This is a genomic window from Streptomyces sp. NPDC002926, from assembly GCF_053591755.1.
Genome location: NZ_JBSFUK010000006.1, coordinates 83,671 through 103,334, shown reverse-complemented (window position 1 = coordinate 103,334; position 19,664 = coordinate 83,671). Strand labels below are relative to the sequence as shown.

Genomic DNA, 19,664 nt, shown 5'->3' with positions numbered 1-19,664 from the left:
GGGTACGTGTCCATACCTCAGGGAGGACACGATGACGGCACACTCAGGCAGGACCGGACGACTTGCCTTATGGGCCACCGCCGCGCTCGGCGGGACAGCCCTCATCACCCTGGCCGCCATAGCGGTCAGCACGTGGCTCATCCAGGCTGTGGAGAGCCGAGAGGGCGGACTGGCCGACGCCGCGGCGCGCAGCCAGGTGGGCAATTACTTCGGCGGCGCGAACGCGATCTTCTCCGGGCTGGCGTTCCTGAGCCTGGTGGTTGCTCTGCTCCTGCAGTACCAGGAACTGCGGATGCAGCGCAGGGAGCTGGCGGACCAGCGCGACGAGCTGACGAGGTCCAGGGAGGCGTTGCACCGCAACGCGGAGGCAGGCCTGCGCTCGCTGCACATGCAACTGATGCGGATGGCCATGGACGACCCGGACCTTGCGGCTGTCTGGAACGACTACCCGGGTGTTTCCGTCGAAGAGACCCGGCAGAACCTCTACGCCAACCTCATCTACGCGCACTTCGTGCTCGCACACGACTGGAACCGGTACACCGACGAGGAACTCATGCACCATGCGCAGTCCTTGCAGTCCAGCGAGCCGTTCCGGCGCTACTGGGACCTCTCCCGCGCACGGAAGCTGACCTTGCCGGAGGACAGCCACGAACGCAGGCTGGCCGAGATCATGGACGCCGCGATCACGGCCACGCGTCCGGCGCCGTGACGCACGACAATGGTGCGGCGAGTCTGTGCAGCCCCACGCGAGCGCGGCGGCGTGAACAAGCCGGTGTCCCCGACGCCCAGCCGCAGCCGGCCACAGCCCGGCACCGGTGAGGTGCCGGGCATACCTGTGTCAGGACACCACCGGCAGCGGCTGAGGCGGCGGCGGTCCCACATACCGCGCCGCCGGGCGGATGATCTTGGAGTCCTCCGCCTGCTCCAGGATGTTGGCGCTCCAGCCGACCACCCTCGCAGCGCAGAACGTCGGGGTGAACATCTCGCGCGGCAGACCGCACTGCTCCATGACGACGCCAGCGTAGAACTCGACATTGGTGTGCAGCTCACGCCCCGGCTTCAGCTCCGCGAGGATCGCCTCGACGTGTGCCTCCACCTGTACCGCGAACTCCACCAGCGGTCCGCCGAAGCTCTCGGCGATCTGGCGCAGCATGCGCGAGCGTGGGTCCTCGGTGCGGTACACGGGATGCCCGAAGCCCATGATCCGCTCCCCCGCCAGGACCCGTTCCCTGATCCAGGAGTCGATGCGGTCCTCGGTGCCGATCGCATCCAGCGTGTCGAGGGCACGGCTGGGGGCGCCGCCGTGCAGCGGGCCCGAGAGTGCGCCGATCGCGCCGACCAGGCAGGCCGCGACGTCGGCTCCGGTGGAGGTGATCACCCGGGCAGTGAACGTGGAGGCATTGAAGCCATGGTCGATCGTGGAGACGAGGTACTGCTCGATCGCCCGGGCGCGGTCGGGTTCCGGCTCCGAACCGGTCAGCATGTAGAGGTAGTTGGCGGCGTACGGCAGGTCGTCGCGCGGCTCGACCGGATCGAGCCCCTGACCCAGCCGGTGCAGCGCCGTCAGAAGTGTGGGAACCGCCGCGCAGACAGCAAGCGCGTCCGCCTTGCGGCGCCCGGCGTCGAGGTCGTACACCGGACGCATACCCATGGACGCCCCCAGCAGGGAGAGCGCGGTACGCAGACCGGCCAGCGGGCCCGACAGGGCGCATGAGCGGGCGATGGCGGGCAGCGCAGCGCGTACGTCGCCGGGCAGATGACGCAGCGACGCGGTGTGCGCCAGGAATTCGGTCCGCTGCGCGGCGTCCGGCAGTTCGCCGTGGAACATCAGGTGCCAGACGTCCTCGAAGCCGCGGCTCTCGGCGAGCTCGACGGCCGAGTACTGACGGTAGTGATAGAAGCCCTCGCGCCCCCTGACGTCCCCGAGCGCGGTGTCGGTGACGACGACGCCCGCGAGTCCGCGCGGTATGTCGAGGGGTGCGGTGGTCCCGGTGCTCTGCATGGTGTCCTCCCTGAACTTGATTCGACTGTCCATGCTTGACTCAATCACTGTCAATATTGATTGGATCAATATGTGTACGGTGACCTCATGACGGACCAGGCAGCGGACGGTGAGCGGCTGACCACCCGGGAAGCAGCCGAGCGGCTGGGTGTGAAGCCGGAGACGGTGTACGCGTATGTCAGCCGCGGACAGCTCTCCAGCCGACGCGATCCCGCCGGGCGCGGCAGCACCTTCGACGCGAAAGAGGTCGACGCGCTCGTCCGCAAGGGCCGCCGAGAGCCCTCCGCGGGGAGCGATGTCACCCAGCGGATCCGCACCGGCATCACCCTCATCGACAAGGAGCGCTACTACTTCCGCGGCGTGGACGCGACCGAACTCGCCCGCCACTACGGCTACGAGGAGATCGCCGACTGGCTGTGGACCGGCACCATGCACGCGGGCGTCCGGTTCACCGCCCCCGCCGAGCCGCTGGCCGCCGCTCGCCGGGCGGTCGATGCGCTGCCCGCGCACAGCGGCTCGACGGACCGGCTGCGGGTGGCCGCGATCGCCGCGGCCGTCGCCGATCCGCTCCGTTTCGACCTCGACCGGGAGGCGGTGCTGGGCAGCGCCCGCACCTTGATTCCCACCCTGGTCGACGCCCTCCCCGTGGTGGGCCGGCCGCAGCGCGGCGAGGCCCGGCTCGCGCAGCGGCTCTGGACGCGGCTGACTCCCGCACACCCGGACAAACCATCCCTTCGGGTACTGGACATGGCGCTCTCCCTGCTGATCGACCACGATCTGGCCGCATCGACCCTCGCCGTACGGGTCGCGGCCTCGGCGCGCGCCCATCCGTATGCCGTGGTGTCCGCGGGACTCGGCGCGCTGGAGGGCCCGCTGCACGGAGCCGCGAGCGGGCTCGCGCACCGGATGCTCGCCGAGGTGCTGGAACGGGGCAGCGCGGCGGCCGTCGTGGCGGACCACCTGCGGGCGGGGCGGCGGGTGCCGGGGCTCGGCCACCGGCTCTACCCGGGCCGGGACCCGCGTGCGGTGGCACTGTTCGGCGCGCTCGAGGAGCTTCCCGGCGCCCGTCCGGCTCTCGAGGCGGCGCTTGAGGTGGAGGCCACGACTGCCCGCCATGTGGAGCTGCGCGCCAATGTCGACCTGGCGCTCGCGGTGCTGTCGGTGGCCTCCGGAATGCCGGCCGAGGCGGGCGAGACGGTCTTCGCGGTGGCGCGTACGGCCGGCTGGATCGCGCACGCACTGGAGGAGTACGAGGAGCGTCCGCTGCGGATGCGGCCGAGCGGGCACTACAACGGCCCCCGCCCGCCCAGGCCGTTGCCATGATCGCGGGGAGGCGCCCGGACCTCAGGGGTGGTGCCCGGACGTCAGGGGTGGTGGGCCTCCACTTCGCCGAACCGCGCCACCGGCCGGCCAGTGCCGACCGTGACCGTGAGCCGGGCATGCCGCGTCGTGGCGCCGGCCGGCATCGATGTACGTAAACCGGAAATTTCAGAATGGGCCGCCCGCCCTCTACCGTGCCTAGGCATGAGCCCCGTACCGACCACCCCCGCCCGGCGCCGGCGGTTCGGCTGGCCGCAGCGGGTCTTCTCGCAGGTCCTGCTGATGCAGCTGGCCATCGCCGCCGGTGTCACCGTGCTGGCCACCGGCCTCTTTCTCGCGCCCCTCAGCGCTCAGCTCGACGATCAGGCGATGCGCCGCGCGCTCGCGATCGCCGAGACCACCGCATCTCCGGAGGTCGCCGACGAACTGCTCGGCTCGCGGCCGACGGCCGACGGTCCGGTTCAGGCCAAGGCCGAGCGAATACGGCAGGCGACCGGCGCCGAGTACGTCGTGATCATGGACAGGCGCGGTGTGCGCTGGTCCCACACCGCCCCCGGGGAGATCGGCCGGGTCGTCTCCACCGACCCCAGTGACGCCCTCGCGGGCAACAAGGTGATGGAGATCGACAGCGGAACGCTGGGCCGCTCCGCCCGCGGGAAGGTGCCACTGCGCGAGGAGAACGGCACGATCGTCGGCGCGGTCTCGGTCGGCATCGAGTACGACAGCGTGCGCGCCCGGCTGCTGGCGGCGATCCCCGGCTTGCTCGCATACGCCGGTGGGGCCCTGGCCGTCGGAGCTCTGGCCGCCTGTCTGATCTCCCGCAGGCTCCAACGGCAGACCCACGACCTGGCCTTCTCCGATATCTCCGCGCTGCTGGCGGAGCGCGAGGCGATGCTGCACGGCATCCGGGAAGGGGTCGTGGCGCTCGACGCCACGGGCAGGATCCGGCTGATGAACGACGAGGCACAGCGGCTGCTCGGCCTCGGCGACGAAGCGATGGGGCTGCCGCTCGACGAGGTCCTCGGCGACGGCCGCACCACCGATGTACTGGCGGGCCGGGTCACCGGCGAGGATCTGCTGACCGTACGGGGCAGCCGGGTACTGATCGCCAACCGGATGCCGACCGACGACGGCGGCGCAGTCGCCACGCTGCGCGACCGCACCGAGCTGGAGCAGCTGGGCCGCGAGCTGGACTCCACCCGCGGCCTGATCGACGCCCTGCGGGCGCAGGACCATGAGCACGCCAACCGGATGCACACCCTGCTCGGGCTCCTCGAGCTGGAGATGCACGAGGACGCGGTGGAGTTCGTCACCGAGGTGGTCGGGGTGCACCGGGCCACCGCGGAACAGATCACCGAGAAGATCCACGACCCGCTGCTCGCCGCGCTGCTGGTGGGCAAGGCGACCGTGGCGGCGGAGCGGGGCGTATCGCTGCGCATCGCGCCCGGCACGCTGTTGCCGGACCGGCTGGTGGACCCGCGCGGTCTGGTGACGGTCGTCGGCAATCTCGTGGACAACGCTCTGGACGCGGCCGGCGGCTCGGACGATCCGCGGATCGAGATCGAACTTCGTACAGAGGGCCGTACGGCCGTGCTCCGGGTCACGGACAGCGGTCTCGGAGTCCCGTCCGAGCGGAGAGAGTTGATCTTCACTGAGGGCTGGTCCACCAAGGAACCCCCGGTCCACGGCAAGCGCGGTCTCGGGCTCGCGATGGTGCGCAGGCTCGCGGAACGGCAGGGCGGCAGCGCGCAAGTACGCGACGCGGCGGGCGGGGGCGCCGAATTCACCGTCGTGCTCCCGGAGGCGCTGACCGAGCCGGGGCTGGCCACCGCCGGGGAGACGCGATGACTGAGAAACGTGCCGAACAGGCGGCCATGGAGCAGGTCGACGTACTGGTGGTGGACGACGACGTCCGGGTCGCGGAGATCAACGCGGCCTATGTGTCCAAGGTGCCGGGCTTCCGGGTCTCCGCGACGGCGCATTCGGCCGCCGATGCGCTCGCCCGGATCTCCGACAGGCCGGTGGATCTGATCCTCCTCGACCACTATCTGCCGGACGGGAACGGTCTTGCCGTCGTACGGGAGCTGCGCCGGCTCGGCCACCATACCGACGTGATCATGGTGACGGCGGCGCGTGATGTCGCCACTGTCCAGGCGGCTATGCGCCATGGCGCACTCCAGTATCTGGTGAAGCCGTTCAACTTCGCCGGTCTGCGCACCAAGTTGGAGGCGTACTCCGCGCTGCGCCGCACTCTGGAGGGCGGAGGCGAGGCGGAACAGGCGGAGGTGGACCGTATGTTCGGGGCGCTGTCGGCAGGGTCCGTCGTGCCCGACCTGCCCAAGGGCCACTCGCCGACCACAGCCGAGCTGATACGCCAGGTGCTGCTGGCCGCCGAGGGGCCGCTCTCCACTCAGGAGACCGCGGAACGGGCGGGCGTGAGCCGGCAGACCGCGCAGCGCTATCTGAAGCTGCTGGAGCGGACGGGCAGGGTGCGGCTCAGTCTCAAGTACGGCGAGACCGGCCGTCCGGAGCACCGCTACCTCTGGGGATTTTCAAAGCCGTCCGGCGATTGAGGACAGAACCGCCGCCGGAGGCCCGGGCCTCCGGCGGCGTCTCGGAGCCCTCAGACCGCCCCCGCACCCGTCAGCGCCCGCACCTCCGTCTCGGCGTGCCTGGCCGCGTCCGGCGGCTCCGCCGAGGTGGCGGTGCCGATCCATCCCGCCAGGAAACCCAGCGGGATGGAGACCAGGCCGGGGTTCTGCAGTGGGAAGACATGGAAGTCCACGCCGGGGAAGAGCGCCTCCGGGCTGCCCGAGACGACCGGCGAAAGCACCACGAGGAGCATGGCTGGGATCAGCCCCCCGTACACCGACCAGACCGCCCCGCGCGTGGTGAAGTTCCGCCAGAACAGCGAGTAGAGCAGTACGGGCAGATTGGCGGAGGCCGCGACCGCGAAGGCCAGGCCGACCAGGAACGCGACGTTCAGGTCCCGGGCGAGCAGGCCGAGCGCGATGGCGGCCACGCCGATGCCGGCCGCGGCGAGACGGGCGACCGCTACCTCGCTGCGCTGTCTGGCGTGGCGTCGGCGGAGCGAGGCGTACAGATCGTGGGCGACGGAGGCGGAAGAGGCGAGGGTGATTCCGGCGACGACGGCGAGGATGGTCGCGAAGGCCACGGCCGCGACCACCGCGAAGAGCACCGTGCCACCGGTGGATCCCGCTCCTCCGCCGAGGTTCAGCGCGAGCAGCGGAACGGCGGTGTTCCCCGCGGCGCTCGACTTCCGCACCTCGTCGGTGCCGACCACCGCGGCCGCACCGAAGCCGAGCACGATCGTCATCAGATAGAAGCTGCCGATGAGACCGATCGACCAGACGACCGAGCGGCGGGCGGCCCGCGCGGTCGGCACGGTGTAGAAGCGGGCAAGGATGTGCGGCAGGCCGGCCGTGCCCAGAACCAGCGCCAGGCCGAGGCTGATGAAGTCGAGGCGCGCGGTCCAGTTCCCGCCGTACTTGAGGCCGGGTGAGAGGAAGTCCTTGCCGTGTCCGCTGCGTTCGGCCGCGGTGTTGAGCAGTTGGTTGAAGTCACCGTGGAAGCGCGTCAGTACGAGCACGGTCATCACGATCGCGCCCGCCATCAGCAGCACGGCCTTCACGATCTGGATCCAGGTGGTGGCTCGCATCCCTCCCAACGACACATAGATCACCATCAGGGCGCCCACGCCGATCACGGTCCACGAGCGCGCGGCCTCGCTCGTACCACCGAGCAGCAGCGCGACCAGGCTCCCGGCTCCCACCATCTGCGCCACCAGATAGAGAACGGACACGGTGACCGAAGAAGTTCCCGAGGCGATACGGACGGGTCGCTCCCTCATCCTCGAGGCGATGACATCGGCGAGGGTGAAGCGGCCGCAGTTGCGTACGAGTTCGGCGACCAGGAACAGGACAACCAGCCAGGCGACCAGGAAGCCCACGGAGTAGAGCATTCCGTCGTAGCCGAAGAGAGCGATGAGGCCGGAGATTCCGAGGAAGGAGGCGGCGGACATGTAGTCGCCTGCGATGGCGAACCCGTTCTCCATGGGGGAGAAGAGCCGCCCGCCGACGTAGAACTCCTCCGCCGAGCCATGCCTGTTGTGGCTCACCCAGCTGGTGATGCCGAGAGTGACCGCGATGAACGCGCTGAAGAGCAGCAGCGCCAGGGTCTGGTGGTCGCCGCTCAACGCCCGGCACCTCGCGCCGTCTCCTGTGCCCTCGTCTGATCGAACACGGTCCAGCGCAGATCCAGGGCCGCGCGGTCCCTTCGCAGCCGGGCGTGGCGTGCGTACGCCCAGGTCAGCAGGAAGGTGGTGAGGAACTGTCCGAGGCCCGCGACCATCGCCACATTCACCGCTCCCGCGACCGGCCTGGCCATCAGTCCGGGAGCCGTGGTCGCCGCGACGACGTACGCCAAGTACCAGACGAGGAAGACGAGAACGGCGGGGCCGACGAACCTCCGGTAGCGGCTGCGCACCTCCTGGAAGGCGGCGCTGCGCTGCACTTCCACGTAGATGCCGGCCGCGCCGGGTCCGGCGTTCTCCGGGTCCGTGGGCGGGTCCGGCACAACGGGTGCGAGGGCGCCCGTGCCGTCCAGTTCACCCCAGCCGGAGGCCAGCGCGTCGTACCACGGGTCGTCGAGCCGCACCGCAGCCGCGTCGCGCCCTTCCTGCTTCTCCACCGATCAACTCTCCTTGTCAGCGAACCGTTTCGGCTCGCATGCCCAAGGATGGACAGAGCGGGAAGATCCCGGACTCTTCTCCCGCCCGACTTCACCCCATCAGGTGATACTTGTCCCGGGTGGCTGCGCGAGTCCCTCGCGGTAGGCGTACCGCACCGCCTGGGCGCGGTCGTGGATGCCGGCTTTCGCGAAGAGGTTGTTGATGTGGGTCTTCACGGTGGCCGTGGAGATGTGGAGCCGGCGCGCGATCTCCACGTTGGTGAGCCCCTCCGCGATCAGGGTCAGCACCTCGCCCTCGCGCGCGGTCAGGCCGTCCGGAAGCTTCGGCCCGGGCTGTTCGGGCGTGGCGGTGACCTGCTCAAGGAGCCGCCGCTGTACGACCGGTGACAGCCCGGCCCGGCCTGCGACGACCTCCTGGATGGCCCGTACGATCTCGTCGCCGCCGGCGTCCTTGGTGAGATAGCCGCGCGCTCCGGCCCGCAGCGCGGGAAAGAGCGAGTCGTCGTCGGCGTAGGTGGTGAGCACGACCACCTGGGTGCCGGGGTGTTCGCCGCGGATACGGCGGGTCGCCTCCACCCCGTCGCATCGGGGCATCCGCAGATCCATCAGGACGACATCGGGGGCGAGTTCGGCGACAAGGGCGACCGCCTCCTCGCCGTCCTTCGCCGAACCGATGACTTCGATACCGGGCAGCAGTCCCAGGAGCATCACAATGCCCTCGCGCACCACCGCCTGATCGTCGGCGACGACCACTCTGGCAATGTGCGCGGTCATGCCGGCACCCGCAGCCGTACCACGAAGCCCTCCCCCTCCGGTCCCGCCTCCAGGGTGCCGCCGAGCAGCTCCGCCCGCTCGCGCATCCCCAGCAGACCGTACCCGGCGCCGGTGGCCCCGAGCTCGCCGGTCTTCGTCGTCGTGCCGGAGTCCCGTATCTCCAGGGCCACTTCGGCCTCCGCGTACGTGAGCAGCATGCGCACCCCGGCGCCCGGCGCGTGCTTGCGCACATTCGTCAGGGCCTCCTGGGCCACCCGCCGTACGGCCTGCGAGGCCTCGGCGGTCAGCTGCCGCCGCTCACCCCTCACCCCGGTCTCCGCGCCGTCCGCGACGGCCAGTTCCCGCAGGTAGTCCTCGACAGGGGCCATCTCTCCACGCAGCGCGGAGAGCGCCTGCCGGGTCTCCGCGAGGCCCTCGCGCGCCATTGAGCGTGCCGCCACCACCCGCTCCAGGATCTGTGCGCGGAAGGGCCCTTCCGGTTCTCGCTCGATCTGCAGCCGGGCCGCTTCCAGATGCACGAGTTGCGCGGAGAGGCTGTGCGCGAGGACGTCATGGATCTCGCGTGCGATACGGGCCCGTTCGGCGAGCGCGGCGGAGGTGGCCTCGGCCTCGCGGGCTGCCCGTTCCTGGGCGAGCAGCCGGAAACCGGCGCCTCGGGCCTGGGCGTCCAGGCGCAGCGAACAGCCGCCCAGCAGCACGGCGGCGATGGCGCAAACAGCCCCCAGGTCACTGTCAGCGGTCAGCGCGAAACCTGGAGACATCACCGCGACCGAAGCGAGGCCGGCCATGAGCGGCAGGCGCTCCATGGCCATGAGGGAAGCCGAGATCAACGGCACCATCGCGGGAACCGAGGTCCCTGCGGCGTACGCCCCCATTCCGACAGCCACGATGCCGCCGACCAGTCCGAGCGACGGCAGCAGCCTGTTGGCGAGGGTCGTCCGCTGGAAGCCCAGGGCTGCCAGGACGCAGCTGAGCAGGCCCAGCGGTGGGAGCACCGCGCCCCGGCCGTGGAAGACATCCGCGTCGTACGCGCTGTACACCGCCCAGGCCGACAGCCCGGCGAGCAGTGTGACGTCGAGGACCGTTCGAACGCGCGGTATGCCGAGGCGGGACAGCGCTTCCCGGGTGGGCCACGCGGTCCACTTGCTGCTGGGCACGTCACGTCCTCCTCCGTCGCCGCCGATGCTACGGAGCAGGAGCCGGACCGGGATCGGACCAGGGGTGGAGCATGTGGCTCCACCCCTGGGTGGGCGGGGCCGCCGTCAGGCGTCGATCCGCGAGCGGTCCAGCGTCGCCGCCGAGCTGGTGATGAACTCCTTGCGGGGCGCGACCTCATTGCCCATCAGCAGGTCGAAGACCTGCTCGGAGGAGTCCAGATCGCCGATGTTGATCCGGCGCAGAGTGCGATGGCGCGGGTCCATCGTGGTCTCCGCCAGCTGGTCGGCGTCCATCTCGCCGAGACCCTTGTAGCGCTGGATGGAGTCCTTGAAACGGACCCCCTTGCGCTGGTACTCCAGCAGCGTCTGCCGCAGCTCGCTGTCGGAGTACGTGTACACGTACTTGTCCTGGCCCTTCTTGGGCTGGACCAGCTCGATCCGGTGCAGCGGCGGCACGGCGGCGAACACCCGGCCCGCCTCCACCATCGGCCGCATATAGCGCTGGAAGAGCGTGAGCAGCAGGATGCGGATGTGGGCGCCGTCGACGTCGGCGTCGACCAGCAGGACGATCTTGCCGTAGCGGGCGGCGTCGATGTCGAAGGTCCGCCCGGACCCGGCTCCTATGACCTGGATGATCGCGCCGCACTCGGCGTTCTTGAGCATGTCCGTCACGGACGCCTTCTGGACGTTCAAGATCTTGCCCCGGATCGGCAGCAGCGCCTGGAACTCGCTGTTCCGCGCGAGCTTGGCGGTGCCCAGTGCCGAGTCCCCCTCGACGATGAAGAGCTCACTGCGCTCCACGTCGTCGCTGCGGCAGTCGGCGAGCTTGGCCGGCAGCGAGGAGGTCTCCAGCGCCGTCTTGCGGCGCTGCGCGTCCTTGTGCTGACGGGCCGCGATGCGCGTACGGGCGGCGGCGACGGCCTTTTCCATCACCGCACGGGCCTGCGCCTTGTCGTCGCGCTTGGTGGAGGTCAGGAACGCCTTGAGCTCCTTGGCGACGACATTGGCGACGATCCTGTTGGCCGCGGAGGTACCCAGCACCTCCTTGGTCTGGCCCTCGAACTGCGGCTCCGCCAGCCGGACCGTGACGACCGCGGTGAGGCCCTCCAGAGCGTCGTCCTTGACGATGTCGTCCTCGGCGACGCGCAGCAGCTTGGCCGAGCGCAGCACCTCGTTCATCGTCTTGGTGATGGAGCGCTCGAAGCCGGTGACATGGGTGCCGCCCTTGGGGGTGGCGATGATGTTGACGAAGGACTTGACCGCGGTGTCGTATCCCGTGCCCCAGCGCAGGGCGATGTCGACGCCGAGCTCGCGGGTGACCTCGGTGGGCGTCATATGGCCGCGGTCGTCGAGGACCGGGACGGTCTCCTTGAAGATGCCCTGCCCGGTCAGGCGCTGCACGTCGCAGACGGCCTTGTCCTGGGCCAGGTAGTCGCAGAACTCGCTGATGCCACCGTCGAAGCGGAAGATCTCCTCGCTCTTGCCCTCACCCGCCAGGTCCCGCTCGTCGCGGACCACGATCGTGAGACCGGGCACCAGAAAGGCGGTCTGACGGGCGCGCTGGTGGAGGTGGTCCAGTGAGAGCTTTGCGTCCTTGAGGAAGATCTGCCGGTCGGCCCAGTACCGCACGCGCGTGCCGGTGCGGGCCTTGGGCACCCGCTTGCCCTTGAGCAGCCCGCTCGCCGGGTCGAAGGGCGCGTCGGGTCCCGACTCGGTGAAGATGCCGGGGACACCGCGGCGGAAACTGATCAGGTGGGTCGCGCTGCTGCGGTCGACCTCGACATCGAGGCGGGCGGAGAGGGCATTGACGACCGAGGCGCCCACGCCGTGCAGTCCGCCCGACGCGGCGTACGAGCCGCCGCCGAACTTGCCGCCGGCGTGCAGCTTGGTCATCACGACCTCGACACCGGACAGGCCGGTCTTGGGCTCGACGTCGACAGGGATGCCTCGGCCGTTGTCCTTGACTTCGACGGATCCGTCCTCGTGAAGGATCACCTCGATGTGGTCGCAGTGGCCGCCGAGGGCTTCGTCGACGGAGTTGTCGATGATCTCCCAGAGGCAGTGCATCAGGCCGCGGCTGTCGGTGGACCCGATGTACATGCCCGGGCGCTTGCGGACCGCCTCGAGCCCTTCGAGTACGAGCAGGTGCCGCGCTGTGTAGTTGGAACCGTCACGGTCTGCTGTCAGCAGCGCTGTGGACGGCGCGGACGTTTCGGCGGTCACGCGGTTCGCTCCTCGCTGAATTTGAGATGTGGCCCAGTGGGGTAGGGGCCCGGCGTCGGTCGACGGTCAGAGGGTACCGAGGCCTGGTAGAGCCGATGTAACGCCACCCTCATGATTTCTTATGCTAGTCCAGCGTCGTATACATGTTCGATCCCTCGATGGAGTGACGTGCACATCACGTTCCCTTCCAGGCATGAACCATTTAGGCTCCGGGCACGTCCTCATGAACAACCGGCACCCAGCCGGGAGGGCCAATAGAGACAAGCAACGCGAAATCCGTAGAGCGAAGCAATACGGCTCATTCGCCGCCAACCGGCAGCAGACAGCCACCTAGGAAAGAAGTTTCCAGGAGAAGCCACGAGCGGGAACGTTTTCGGCCTGGTTGGATGTTGACCCTGGTACGACAGCTCGTCGAGCTAGAGAAGAGGCGACGTGACTACTGTTCTGACCCCCGCGAGCCCACTGACGGCCGCTGACCGCTGCGACCGCTGCGGCGCCCAGGCTTATCTGCGCGTCGTCCTGAGCAGCGGCGGTGAACTGCTCTTCTGTGCCCACCACGGGCGCAAGTTCGAGCCGGAACTCAAGAAGATCGCCGCGGAAATACAGGATGAGACCGACCGACTGACGGCCGTGCCGGCCAGCGTTGGTGAAGAGGAACACTGACACCTCGCATCCACGACGAGCCATGGCCGGTCCAGGATCGGCTGACGGGCGGCTGCCCCTGAATACCAGGGGCGGCCGCCCGCTCTCGTAGCGTGACCGCCACGGGACCGATGAACCCAATCGCAAGACGGCCTACAAAGGCGCCGCCACCGCCGAGATTCGCGTGTACACCCCGGGGCTGTCGGCCCGGCCGCAGCCACCACCCCAGGAGACCAGTCCGATGAGCCGCCCGCCGGCCACCAGCGGGCCTCCACTGTCCCCCTGACAGGCGTCGTGCCCGCCCTGCGGGTCTCCGGCGCAGAGCATCGTGGCCTTCAGATACTGCCCGCCCAGTCCTCCCGGATAAGCCTGCCCACACGCCGCGTCCGACAGCACCGTCACGGGTGCTGCGCGCAGGGAGAACGCATAGGTGGCGTTCCCTGTCGTATCCCCCCAGCCATAGACGGTGGCGCTCGTACCCGGCTGGTACGCCGGGTCGCCGGCGCCGGCCAGAGGGATCACGTAGGAGGCGGGCAGCGCCTCGGCCAGCGTCAGCACCGCCACATCCGGGCTGTTGGTCTGCGCGTTGTACCCAGGCGCAACCCAGGTGCCGCTCACCGGGATCTCCCGGCCTCCGGCGCCGAGCAGCTGCGCGCGCCCCGAGACGACCGTCAGGTCACGCACGTCGCGCACATCTCCTCCGAGTACGGTCCGGCTCACGCAGTGGGCGGCCGTCATGACCTTTGTCGGCGCCACCACCACTCCGCCGCAGAACTGACCTGCGCGCGTTCCGCCGAACCGGTCACGGCTGGACAGCGCCACGACCCACGGGCTGTCGGCGACCTGTGCCGTATAGCCGCCGATGACCACGCTGTCGGCAGCCGCGGGAAGGGACAAAGCGAACGGCGCCACGGCCGCCGCTGCGATCAGGGCCGACGCCCTGATCAGGGCTCGAATGATGGGTCGACGCATACGGCCTCCTGACTCTGTGTGAATTCCGTCCACTCAGAGTCAGCCAGCGAGCCGCCGCCCGCACCCGCGCCACACGGCGAAGGGCCCGGTTCCCTGACAGGAACCGGGCCCTTCGCCGACTGCGTACTGCTGTGACGACCTAGTCGAGGTAGTCGCGCAGAACCTGCGAACGCGACGGGTGACGCAGCTTCGACATGGTCTTGGACTCGATCTGACGGATGCGCTCACGCGTCACGCCGTAGACCTTGCCGATCTCGTCCAGGGTCTTCGGCTGGCCGTCCGTGAGACCGAAGCGCATGGAGACGACGCCCGCCTCACGCTCGGACAGGGTGTCGAGCACCGAGTGCAGCTGCTCCTGCAGAAGCGTGAAGCTGACCGCGTCGGCCGGCACGACCGCCTCGGAGTCCTCGATCAGGTCACCGAACTCGCTGTCGCCGTCCTCACCGAGCGGGGTGTGCAGCGAAATCGGCTCGCGGCCGTACTTCTGGACCTCGATGACCTTCTCGGGGGTCATGTCGAGTTCCTTGGCCAGCTCCTCCGGGGTGGGCTCGCGGCCCAGGTCCTGGAGCATCTGGCGCTGCACGCGGGCGAGCTTGTTGATGACCTCGACCATGTGCACCGGGATACGGATGGTGCGGGCCTGGTCGGCCATGGCGCGGGTGATCGCCTGACGGATCCACCAGGTGGCGTACGTGGAGAATTTGTAGCCCTTGGTGTAGTCGAACTTCTCGACCGCGCGGATCAGACCGAGGTTGCCCTCCTGGATCAGGTCCAGGAAGAGCATGCCGCGACCGGTGTAGCGCTTGGCCAGCGAGACGACCAGTCGGAGGTTGGCCTCCAGCAGGTGGTTCTTGGCACGGCGGCCGTCCTCGGCGATGATCTCCAGCTCACGCTTGAGCTTCGGCGCGAGCTTGTCGGAATTCGCCAGCTTGTCCTCGGCGAACAGACCCGCCTCGATGCGCTTGGCGAGCTCGACCTCCTGCTCGGCATTGAGGAGCGGGACCTTGCCGATCTGCTTGAGGTAGTCCTTGACCGGGTCTGCCGTGGCGCCGGCGACGGCGACCTGCTGGGCAGGCGCGTCGTCCTCGTCGTCGTCGGAGAGGACGAAGCCCTTGTTCTCGCCCTCGGCCTCTTCCTCCTCGCCCTTTGCACCGGGCTGGGCCTCATCGAGCTCTTCGCCCTCGGCCTCGTCGGCGTCCTTCTTGCCCGCGGTCTTCTTGGCCACTGTCTTCTTGGCGGCGGTCTTCTTCGCCACCGCCTTCTTGGTCACCGTCTTCTTGGCGGCCACCTTCTTGGCAGGCGCTGTCGCCGAGGCCTCGTCGGCCGGGACGTCGACGGTCTCGGCCGTCGGCGCCGCGGTGGCCGCGACGGTCTTCGCCGTGGCGGTCTTGGCCGCGACGGCCTTGGTGGCGGTGCGCTTTGCCGGGCTCTTCGCTGCGACGCTCTTGCGGGCGCGCTTCGGCGACTCCGCGGCACTGACCATCAGCGTCACACCCTCTTCCTCGAGGATCTGGTTGAGGCTGCGCAGAACATTCTTCCACTGGGTTGGCGGAATCTGGTCAGCCTCGAAGGCCCGACGCACGTCATCGCCGGCGATCTGCCCATCAGCCTTTCCCCGCTCGATGAGCGCCATCACAGACTCGGACTCGGCGATCTCCGGCGGGAGCGTACGGGATGTGCTGGCCGACACGAACAACCTCTCGGAACGATGGAAAACGGCTTCCGGCCCCACCCATGATCGGGCCGGAGCCGACGACCACCGGACTGCGGATGTGCCGGTGGCGCGGGATGAACCTGGGAGCTGGACAGCGCCGTGAACGGCTGCTGTATTCCCTCTTCGGCTGTCACCTCTTAGGTCATCGCGCTGTTTCGAGGAGTGTTACGCCCAATCCGCGTGGCCCGAGTCACACCTCATTTACGACGAAACAAACATAAGGTGCGTTCACCACACAATCGTGTCGCCGGATCCCCATGGAATCCGGCGACACGCGATGCGTACGCCTCCGTACTCCCTGACCGCGTCCTGCGGTCAGTGCTCGCGCGGCGCGGGCACGACTCGCTCCACCTCGGGGTGGACGGTCAGCAGTTGACGCATGGCCGACTCGGCGGCGTGCGCGTCGCCGGTGCCGAGCGCGTCGGCGATCCGCGCGTGATGGGCCATGGAGACCTCGGTAGGGCGGTCACAGCCGGTGACCGGGCCGCCCGAGACCTGGAGGGCGGCGGAGACGATCCCGGAGAGGTGCTCGAGCATGCGATTGCCGGCGAGCTGGATGAGGAGGGAGTGGAACTCGGCGTCGGCCCGCGAGAAGGTGATTCCGTCACCCTGAGCGAGGGCATGACCCATGATCTCGACCATGTCACTGAGCCGCTGCTGGACGTCCTCGCGCCCGTGACCCGCGGCGAGGCGAGCGGCGAGCGGCTCGATGGTCCACCGCAGCTCACTCAGCTCCCGTCGCTGATCGTCGCGCTGCGGGCCGAAGGCACGCCATTCGATGATGTCGGGATCCAGCAGATTCCAGTCGCTGACCGGACGAACCCGGGTGCCGACATTGGGGCGGGCGCTGACCAGGCCCTTGGCCTCGAGAACGCGCAGGGATTCACGGACGACGGTACGGGAGACCTCGAAACGCTGGCCGATCTCCTCGGGGACCAACGGGCGGTCGGCGCCGAGGTCTCCCGAGACGATCATCTGACCAAGCTGTTGGACGAGTTGGCCGTGCAGTCCGCGGCCCCGGCTGCCTGCCGCGCGGCGGCCGACCCGGCCCAACTCGGCATCGGCGCCGTCCCAGGAGGGAGGGCTGACGCGGTCGGCGCCGGGCGACTCCGCGTAGGGGTATCGGTCGAGTTCGCCCGGGCCGGCGAGGCCGGACTCGGCGGGGCGGGCGGCGGTCATCATGGTGTGCGCAAGGGTACTCACGCATCCTTTGTCGGCGTGGCTCCCACGGCCCTTGAGGTCTTTGGTGAAAAGCACACGAAAGGGTGATCGGCGCTCGCCTCGCAATTGACGCCTTATCGGAAAGAAACGGGCGTCTTCAAGGGAGTTGTGGACACTTCACCGAGACCCGGTCGATCATGCTCACCAACGTGCCCTGCGGCGAAGTCCCGTGAACAGATATGCGCAGATCAGGGCCGAGAGTGACAACGCCAGTGCCGCGCCGAAGGGTTGGGCGACGAGGCGTACGGCGACCATCAGCCAAAGGTCGGCCTGCTGCGGCAGCTGCACCCAGGCCAGCTCACGCAGCCTGCCGGGCAGCCCGGCGATCGAACGCGCTGACGGGACGATGAGCGCCGCCTGCACAAGGGGGGCGATGAGGACCGGTACGGCGAGCACCGCGGCCACTCCGGCGGCCGTGACCCGGAAGACTCCGGCGGCGAGCAGCCCGGCCCAGGCACAGCCGACCGCGAGCCCGCCCCAACTGGCCACGAGGACTGGCCAGTTCCGCGGCGCCGGAGTCATATCCGTTCCGTACACAAGGCGCAGGGCCTGGGAGTCGGCCACAGCGACAAGCACCGCGAGCAGCAGCGCGAACACGGCGGTCACCGTCAGTTTGGCGAGGAGGAGGCCGAGGCGGCGGGGAACGGTGCCGCGGGCGGCGGCGAGCGCCGGGTAGCGGAACTCCTCACCGTAGGAGAGCGCTCCGACCAGGCCTGCGCCGAAGGCGGCGGGCGGGAGCGGGAGGTAATCGGGCCAGGCGGCGAGCAGGGCCGGTAGCGGGGTGTCGCTGATGCGGGCGAGCAGAACACACAGAGCGAGGGACGCGACGAGCGCGGCCGCAGCGATCAGCGCGGCGGTGCGGACTCCGAGGAGCCGGCGGATTTCATAGCGCAGCGGCCTCAGGGGGCTGCGTACCGGGCGCGGCGGGGGTGGGGGGCCCAGCGGTCCGGGGCGCTCCGCCGCGGCCGGTACGGGCCGTTTCTGAGCCTCGGGGACAGGTGCGGGGTCAGGTGTCGGCGTCACTGCCGGGCCCGTGTCGCCGACCTCTTCGCTGAGCCGGTGGACGAGCACACCGTGCCGGAAGGCGGTTTCGCCGATCTCGGCGCAGTTGCTGCCATAGACGGACAGGAGGCCGCCCTCCTCGGTGACCACTTCGACGGATCGCTGGGCGACGCGTGCCTCGCGGGCGACGGCGGCGGCGAGACGGACGGCGTGCGGGGTGCGGACGGCGACGCGGGAGCGGAGCCTGGTGCGGGCGAAAGCGGCGGCGTCCTGGTCGGCGACGAGGCGACCCTCGTCGAGGGTGATGACACGGTCGGCGAGGCGGGCGGCCTCCTTGGGATCACTGGTGGTGAGCAGAACGGTTCCGCCGCACGAGGAGCGGGAGCGCAACAGCCCGTACAGCCAGCTGTTCTCACCGGGCGAGAGGCCTCGGCAGGGCTCGTCGAGGATCAGCGTCTGCGGGTCGCCCAGCAGGGCGGAGGCCAGCCCGAGTCTGCGGTCCATGCCCAGCGAGAGCATGTCGAGGCGCTGGCCGCCGAGGGCGGCGAGACCGACGACATCGAGCATCTCTTCGGCGCGGGACGCGGACACTCCGGCGGCCGCGCAAAGCATGCGGAGCTGCCCCCTGGCGGTCCGAGCGGGATGGCCCGGTACGTCGCCGAGGAGCACCCCGACCTCACGGGCGGGATGGGCGATGCGGTGGAGGGGGCTACCGCGGAAGTAGGTGACGCCCCGGCCCGAGTCGAGTTCGAGCATCAGGCGCAGCGCCGCCGTCTTGCCGGAACCGGGGGCGCCGAGGAGGGCCGTGACGGAGCCGGACCTGGCTTCGAAGGTGAGGTCGTCGACGGCCGGCGATAGGTCTCGGCGGTGGATGCTGGTGAGTCCGATGGCCTGGAGCATCGTTTCTCTCGCGGTAGGTGAGACCGCTCGGCGGCATGGCGGGTACCGCAGAAAGATAGCGCGACAATTCCGACTTTTTACGCAGCCGCGAGGACCCGGGTGTCAGACCTCGCTCAGACCTCGGGGCGCAGCATCGGTGGGTTGAGCACGGTGGCGCCGCCTGCCCGGAAGAGCTGGGCCGGGCGGCCGCCCTGTCGGGTGGTGGTCCCGCCGGCCGGAACCAGGAAGCCCGGGGTGCCGGTCACCTTGCGGTGGAAGTTCCGTGGATCGAGAGCGACGCCCCAGACCGCTTCGTACACCCGCCGCAACTCGCCGACCGTGAACTCCGACGGGCAGAAGGCAGTCGCCAGTGAGGAGTACTCGATCTTGGAGCGGGCCCTCTCCACCCCGTCCGCCAGGATCCGCGCATGGTCGAAGGCGAGCGCTGCGGGCTGATCCTCCTCGCGGCCGAAGCCGTTCTCCTGGCCCAGCAGCTCCTCGACGGGGGCCCACCGGGCGCTGTTCGCGTCGCCGCCCGCGCGCGGTGCGGGCAGGTCGGGCGCCAGCACCAGATGGGCGACGCTGACGACCCGCATGCGAGGGTCCCGCTTGGGGTCACCGTAGGTGGCCAGCTGCTCGAGATGTGCGCCGTTGCCGGGTGCCGGGGATGTGGGGTCGTGCGCGCACAGACCTGTCTCCTCGGCGAGCTCGCGCGCTGCGGCCGCCGCCAGATCCTCGTCGCCCCTGACGAAGCCGCCGGGCAGCGCCCACCGACCCTGAAACGGCGGCTCTCCGCGGCGTACGACCAGCGCGCAGAGCGCATGGCGGCGCACAGTGAGCACGACCAGGTCGACGGTGACAGCAAAGGGCGGATAGGCCGACGGGTCGTAGGGCGACATGCCGTGATCATAGTCGTCTGCCTGACGATAAACACTCCCTTCTTCACCTGCGCCGACTCTTTCTTCACCCGCCTCTCCCGCCCTGCGTACCCGCCCGGCTCACACCCCCAACTGAGGTCCGTCCGCGGCCTGCCCGACCATCTCGAGAC

Annotated in this window: 16 protein-coding genes; 5 read left to right on the top strand and 11 right to left on the bottom strand. The window is 69.6% G+C overall.

From position 1 onward, the window contains the following. Positions 1 to 31: 31 nt before the first annotated feature. Positions 32 to 709 (top strand): DUF6082 family protein, encoded by a 678-nt coding sequence (locus ACWDZ6_RS14080; protein WP_451503029.1) that lies wholly within the window; start codon positions 32 to 34, stop codon positions 707 to 709. A gap of 129 nt (positions 710 to 838) precedes the next feature. Here ACWDZ6_RS14080 and ACWDZ6_RS14075 read toward each other — a convergent pair whose 3' ends face one another. Next, a complete protein-coding gene (locus ACWDZ6_RS14075; protein ID WP_389182179.1) occupies positions 839 to 2,002 on the bottom strand; it encodes a citrate synthase/methylcitrate synthase in 1,164 nt (387 codons plus the stop codon). Between the two features lie 87 nt (positions 2,003 to 2,089). On the opposite strand from ACWDZ6_RS14075, the gene ACWDZ6_RS14070 reads away from it, so the two are divergent. From ACWDZ6_RS14070 to ACWDZ6_RS14060, 3 genes are all read left to right on the top strand, one after another. Further along, positions 2,090 to 3,325: a citrate synthase gene (locus tag ACWDZ6_RS14070; RefSeq protein ID WP_451503028.1), complete on the top strand. Its 1,236-nt coding sequence runs from the start codon at positions 2,090 to 2,092 to the stop codon at positions 3,323 to 3,325. Between the two features lie 201 nt (positions 3,326 to 3,526). After that, a complete protein-coding gene (locus ACWDZ6_RS14065; protein ID WP_451503027.1) occupies positions 3,527 to 5,170 on the top strand; it encodes a sensor histidine kinase in 1,644 nt (547 codons plus the stop codon). Beyond that, on the top strand, positions 5,167 to 5,895 hold the full coding sequence (locus ACWDZ6_RS14060) for a response regulator (RefSeq protein WP_451503026.1): 729 nt from the start codon (positions 5,167 to 5,169) through the stop codon (positions 5,893 to 5,895). Before ACWDZ6_RS14065 ends, ACWDZ6_RS14060 begins: the two co-directional genes overlap by 4 nt. 50 nt (positions 5,896 to 5,945) lie before the next feature. On the opposite strand, the gene ACWDZ6_RS14055 is transcribed toward ACWDZ6_RS14060, so the two are convergent. From ACWDZ6_RS14055 to ACWDZ6_RS14035, 5 genes are all read right to left on the bottom strand, one after another. Next, positions 5,946 to 7,538, bottom strand: a complete 1,593-nt coding sequence (locus ACWDZ6_RS14055) for a solute symporter family protein (RefSeq protein ID WP_451503025.1) — start codon at positions 7,536 to 7,538, stop codon at positions 5,946 to 5,948. Beyond that, complete coding sequence (locus ACWDZ6_RS14050; protein ID WP_451503024.1) at positions 7,535 to 8,032, bottom strand: DUF485 domain-containing protein; 498 nt, start codon at positions 8,030 to 8,032, stop codon at positions 7,535 to 7,537. Before ACWDZ6_RS14050 ends, ACWDZ6_RS14055 begins: the two co-directional genes overlap by 4 nt. A gap of 99 nt (positions 8,033 to 8,131) precedes the next feature. After that, on the bottom strand, positions 8,132 to 8,806 hold the full coding sequence (locus ACWDZ6_RS14045) for a response regulator (protein WP_451503023.1): 675 nt from the start codon (positions 8,804 to 8,806) through the stop codon (positions 8,132 to 8,134). Continuing rightward, the gene (locus tag ACWDZ6_RS14040; protein WP_451503022.1) at positions 8,803 to 9,963 is read right to left on the bottom strand and encodes a sensor histidine kinase; all 1,161 of its coding nucleotides are present in this window, start codon (positions 9,961 to 9,963) and stop codon (positions 8,803 to 8,805) included. The genes ACWDZ6_RS14045 and ACWDZ6_RS14040 overlap by 4 nt, the downstream gene beginning before the upstream one ends. A 105-nt stretch (positions 9,964 to 10,068) precedes the next feature. Beyond that, entirely contained in the window at positions 10,069 to 12,186 is a 2,118-nt protein-coding gene (locus tag ACWDZ6_RS14035) for a DNA gyrase/topoisomerase IV subunit B (RefSeq protein WP_366730283.1), read from the bottom strand. A gap of 432 nt (positions 12,187 to 12,618) precedes the next feature. Here ACWDZ6_RS14035 and ACWDZ6_RS14030 point away from each other — a divergent pair, with 432 nt between their 5' ends. Continuing rightward, positions 12,619 to 12,849, top strand: coding sequence for a DUF7455 domain-containing protein (locus ACWDZ6_RS14030; RefSeq protein ID WP_326653069.1), 231 nt, complete (start codon positions 12,619 to 12,621; stop codon positions 12,847 to 12,849). 132 nt (positions 12,850 to 12,981) lie between these two features. Here ACWDZ6_RS14030 and ACWDZ6_RS14025 read toward each other — a convergent pair whose 3' ends face one another. From ACWDZ6_RS14025 to ACWDZ6_RS14005, 5 genes are all read right to left on the bottom strand, one after another. After that, positions 12,982 to 13,800, bottom strand: a complete 819-nt coding sequence (locus ACWDZ6_RS14025; RefSeq protein WP_389182028.1) for a serine protease — start codon at positions 13,798 to 13,800, stop codon at positions 12,982 to 12,984. 139 nt (positions 13,801 to 13,939) lie between these two features. Continuing rightward, positions 13,940 to 15,490 (bottom strand): RNA polymerase sigma factor, encoded by a 1,551-nt coding sequence (locus ACWDZ6_RS14020; RefSeq protein ID WP_451503021.1) that lies wholly within the window; start codon positions 15,488 to 15,490, stop codon positions 13,940 to 13,942. 339 nt (positions 15,491 to 15,829) lie between these two features. Then, positions 15,830 to 16,717 (bottom strand): FadR/GntR family transcriptional regulator, encoded by an 888-nt coding sequence (locus tag ACWDZ6_RS14015; protein WP_326653066.1) that lies wholly within the window; start codon positions 16,715 to 16,717, stop codon positions 15,830 to 15,832. A gap of 159 nt (positions 16,718 to 16,876) precedes the next feature. After that, positions 16,877 to 18,637 (bottom strand): ATP-binding cassette domain-containing protein, encoded by a 1,761-nt coding sequence (locus ACWDZ6_RS14010; RefSeq protein WP_451503020.1) that lies wholly within the window; start codon positions 18,635 to 18,637, stop codon positions 16,877 to 16,879. A 113-nt stretch (positions 18,638 to 18,750) separates the two neighbouring features. Continuing rightward, positions 18,751 to 19,515 (bottom strand): NUDIX hydrolase, encoded by a 765-nt coding sequence (locus ACWDZ6_RS14005; protein WP_326653064.1) that lies wholly within the window; start codon positions 19,513 to 19,515, stop codon positions 18,751 to 18,753. Positions 19,516 to 19,664 lie beyond the last annotated feature (149 nt).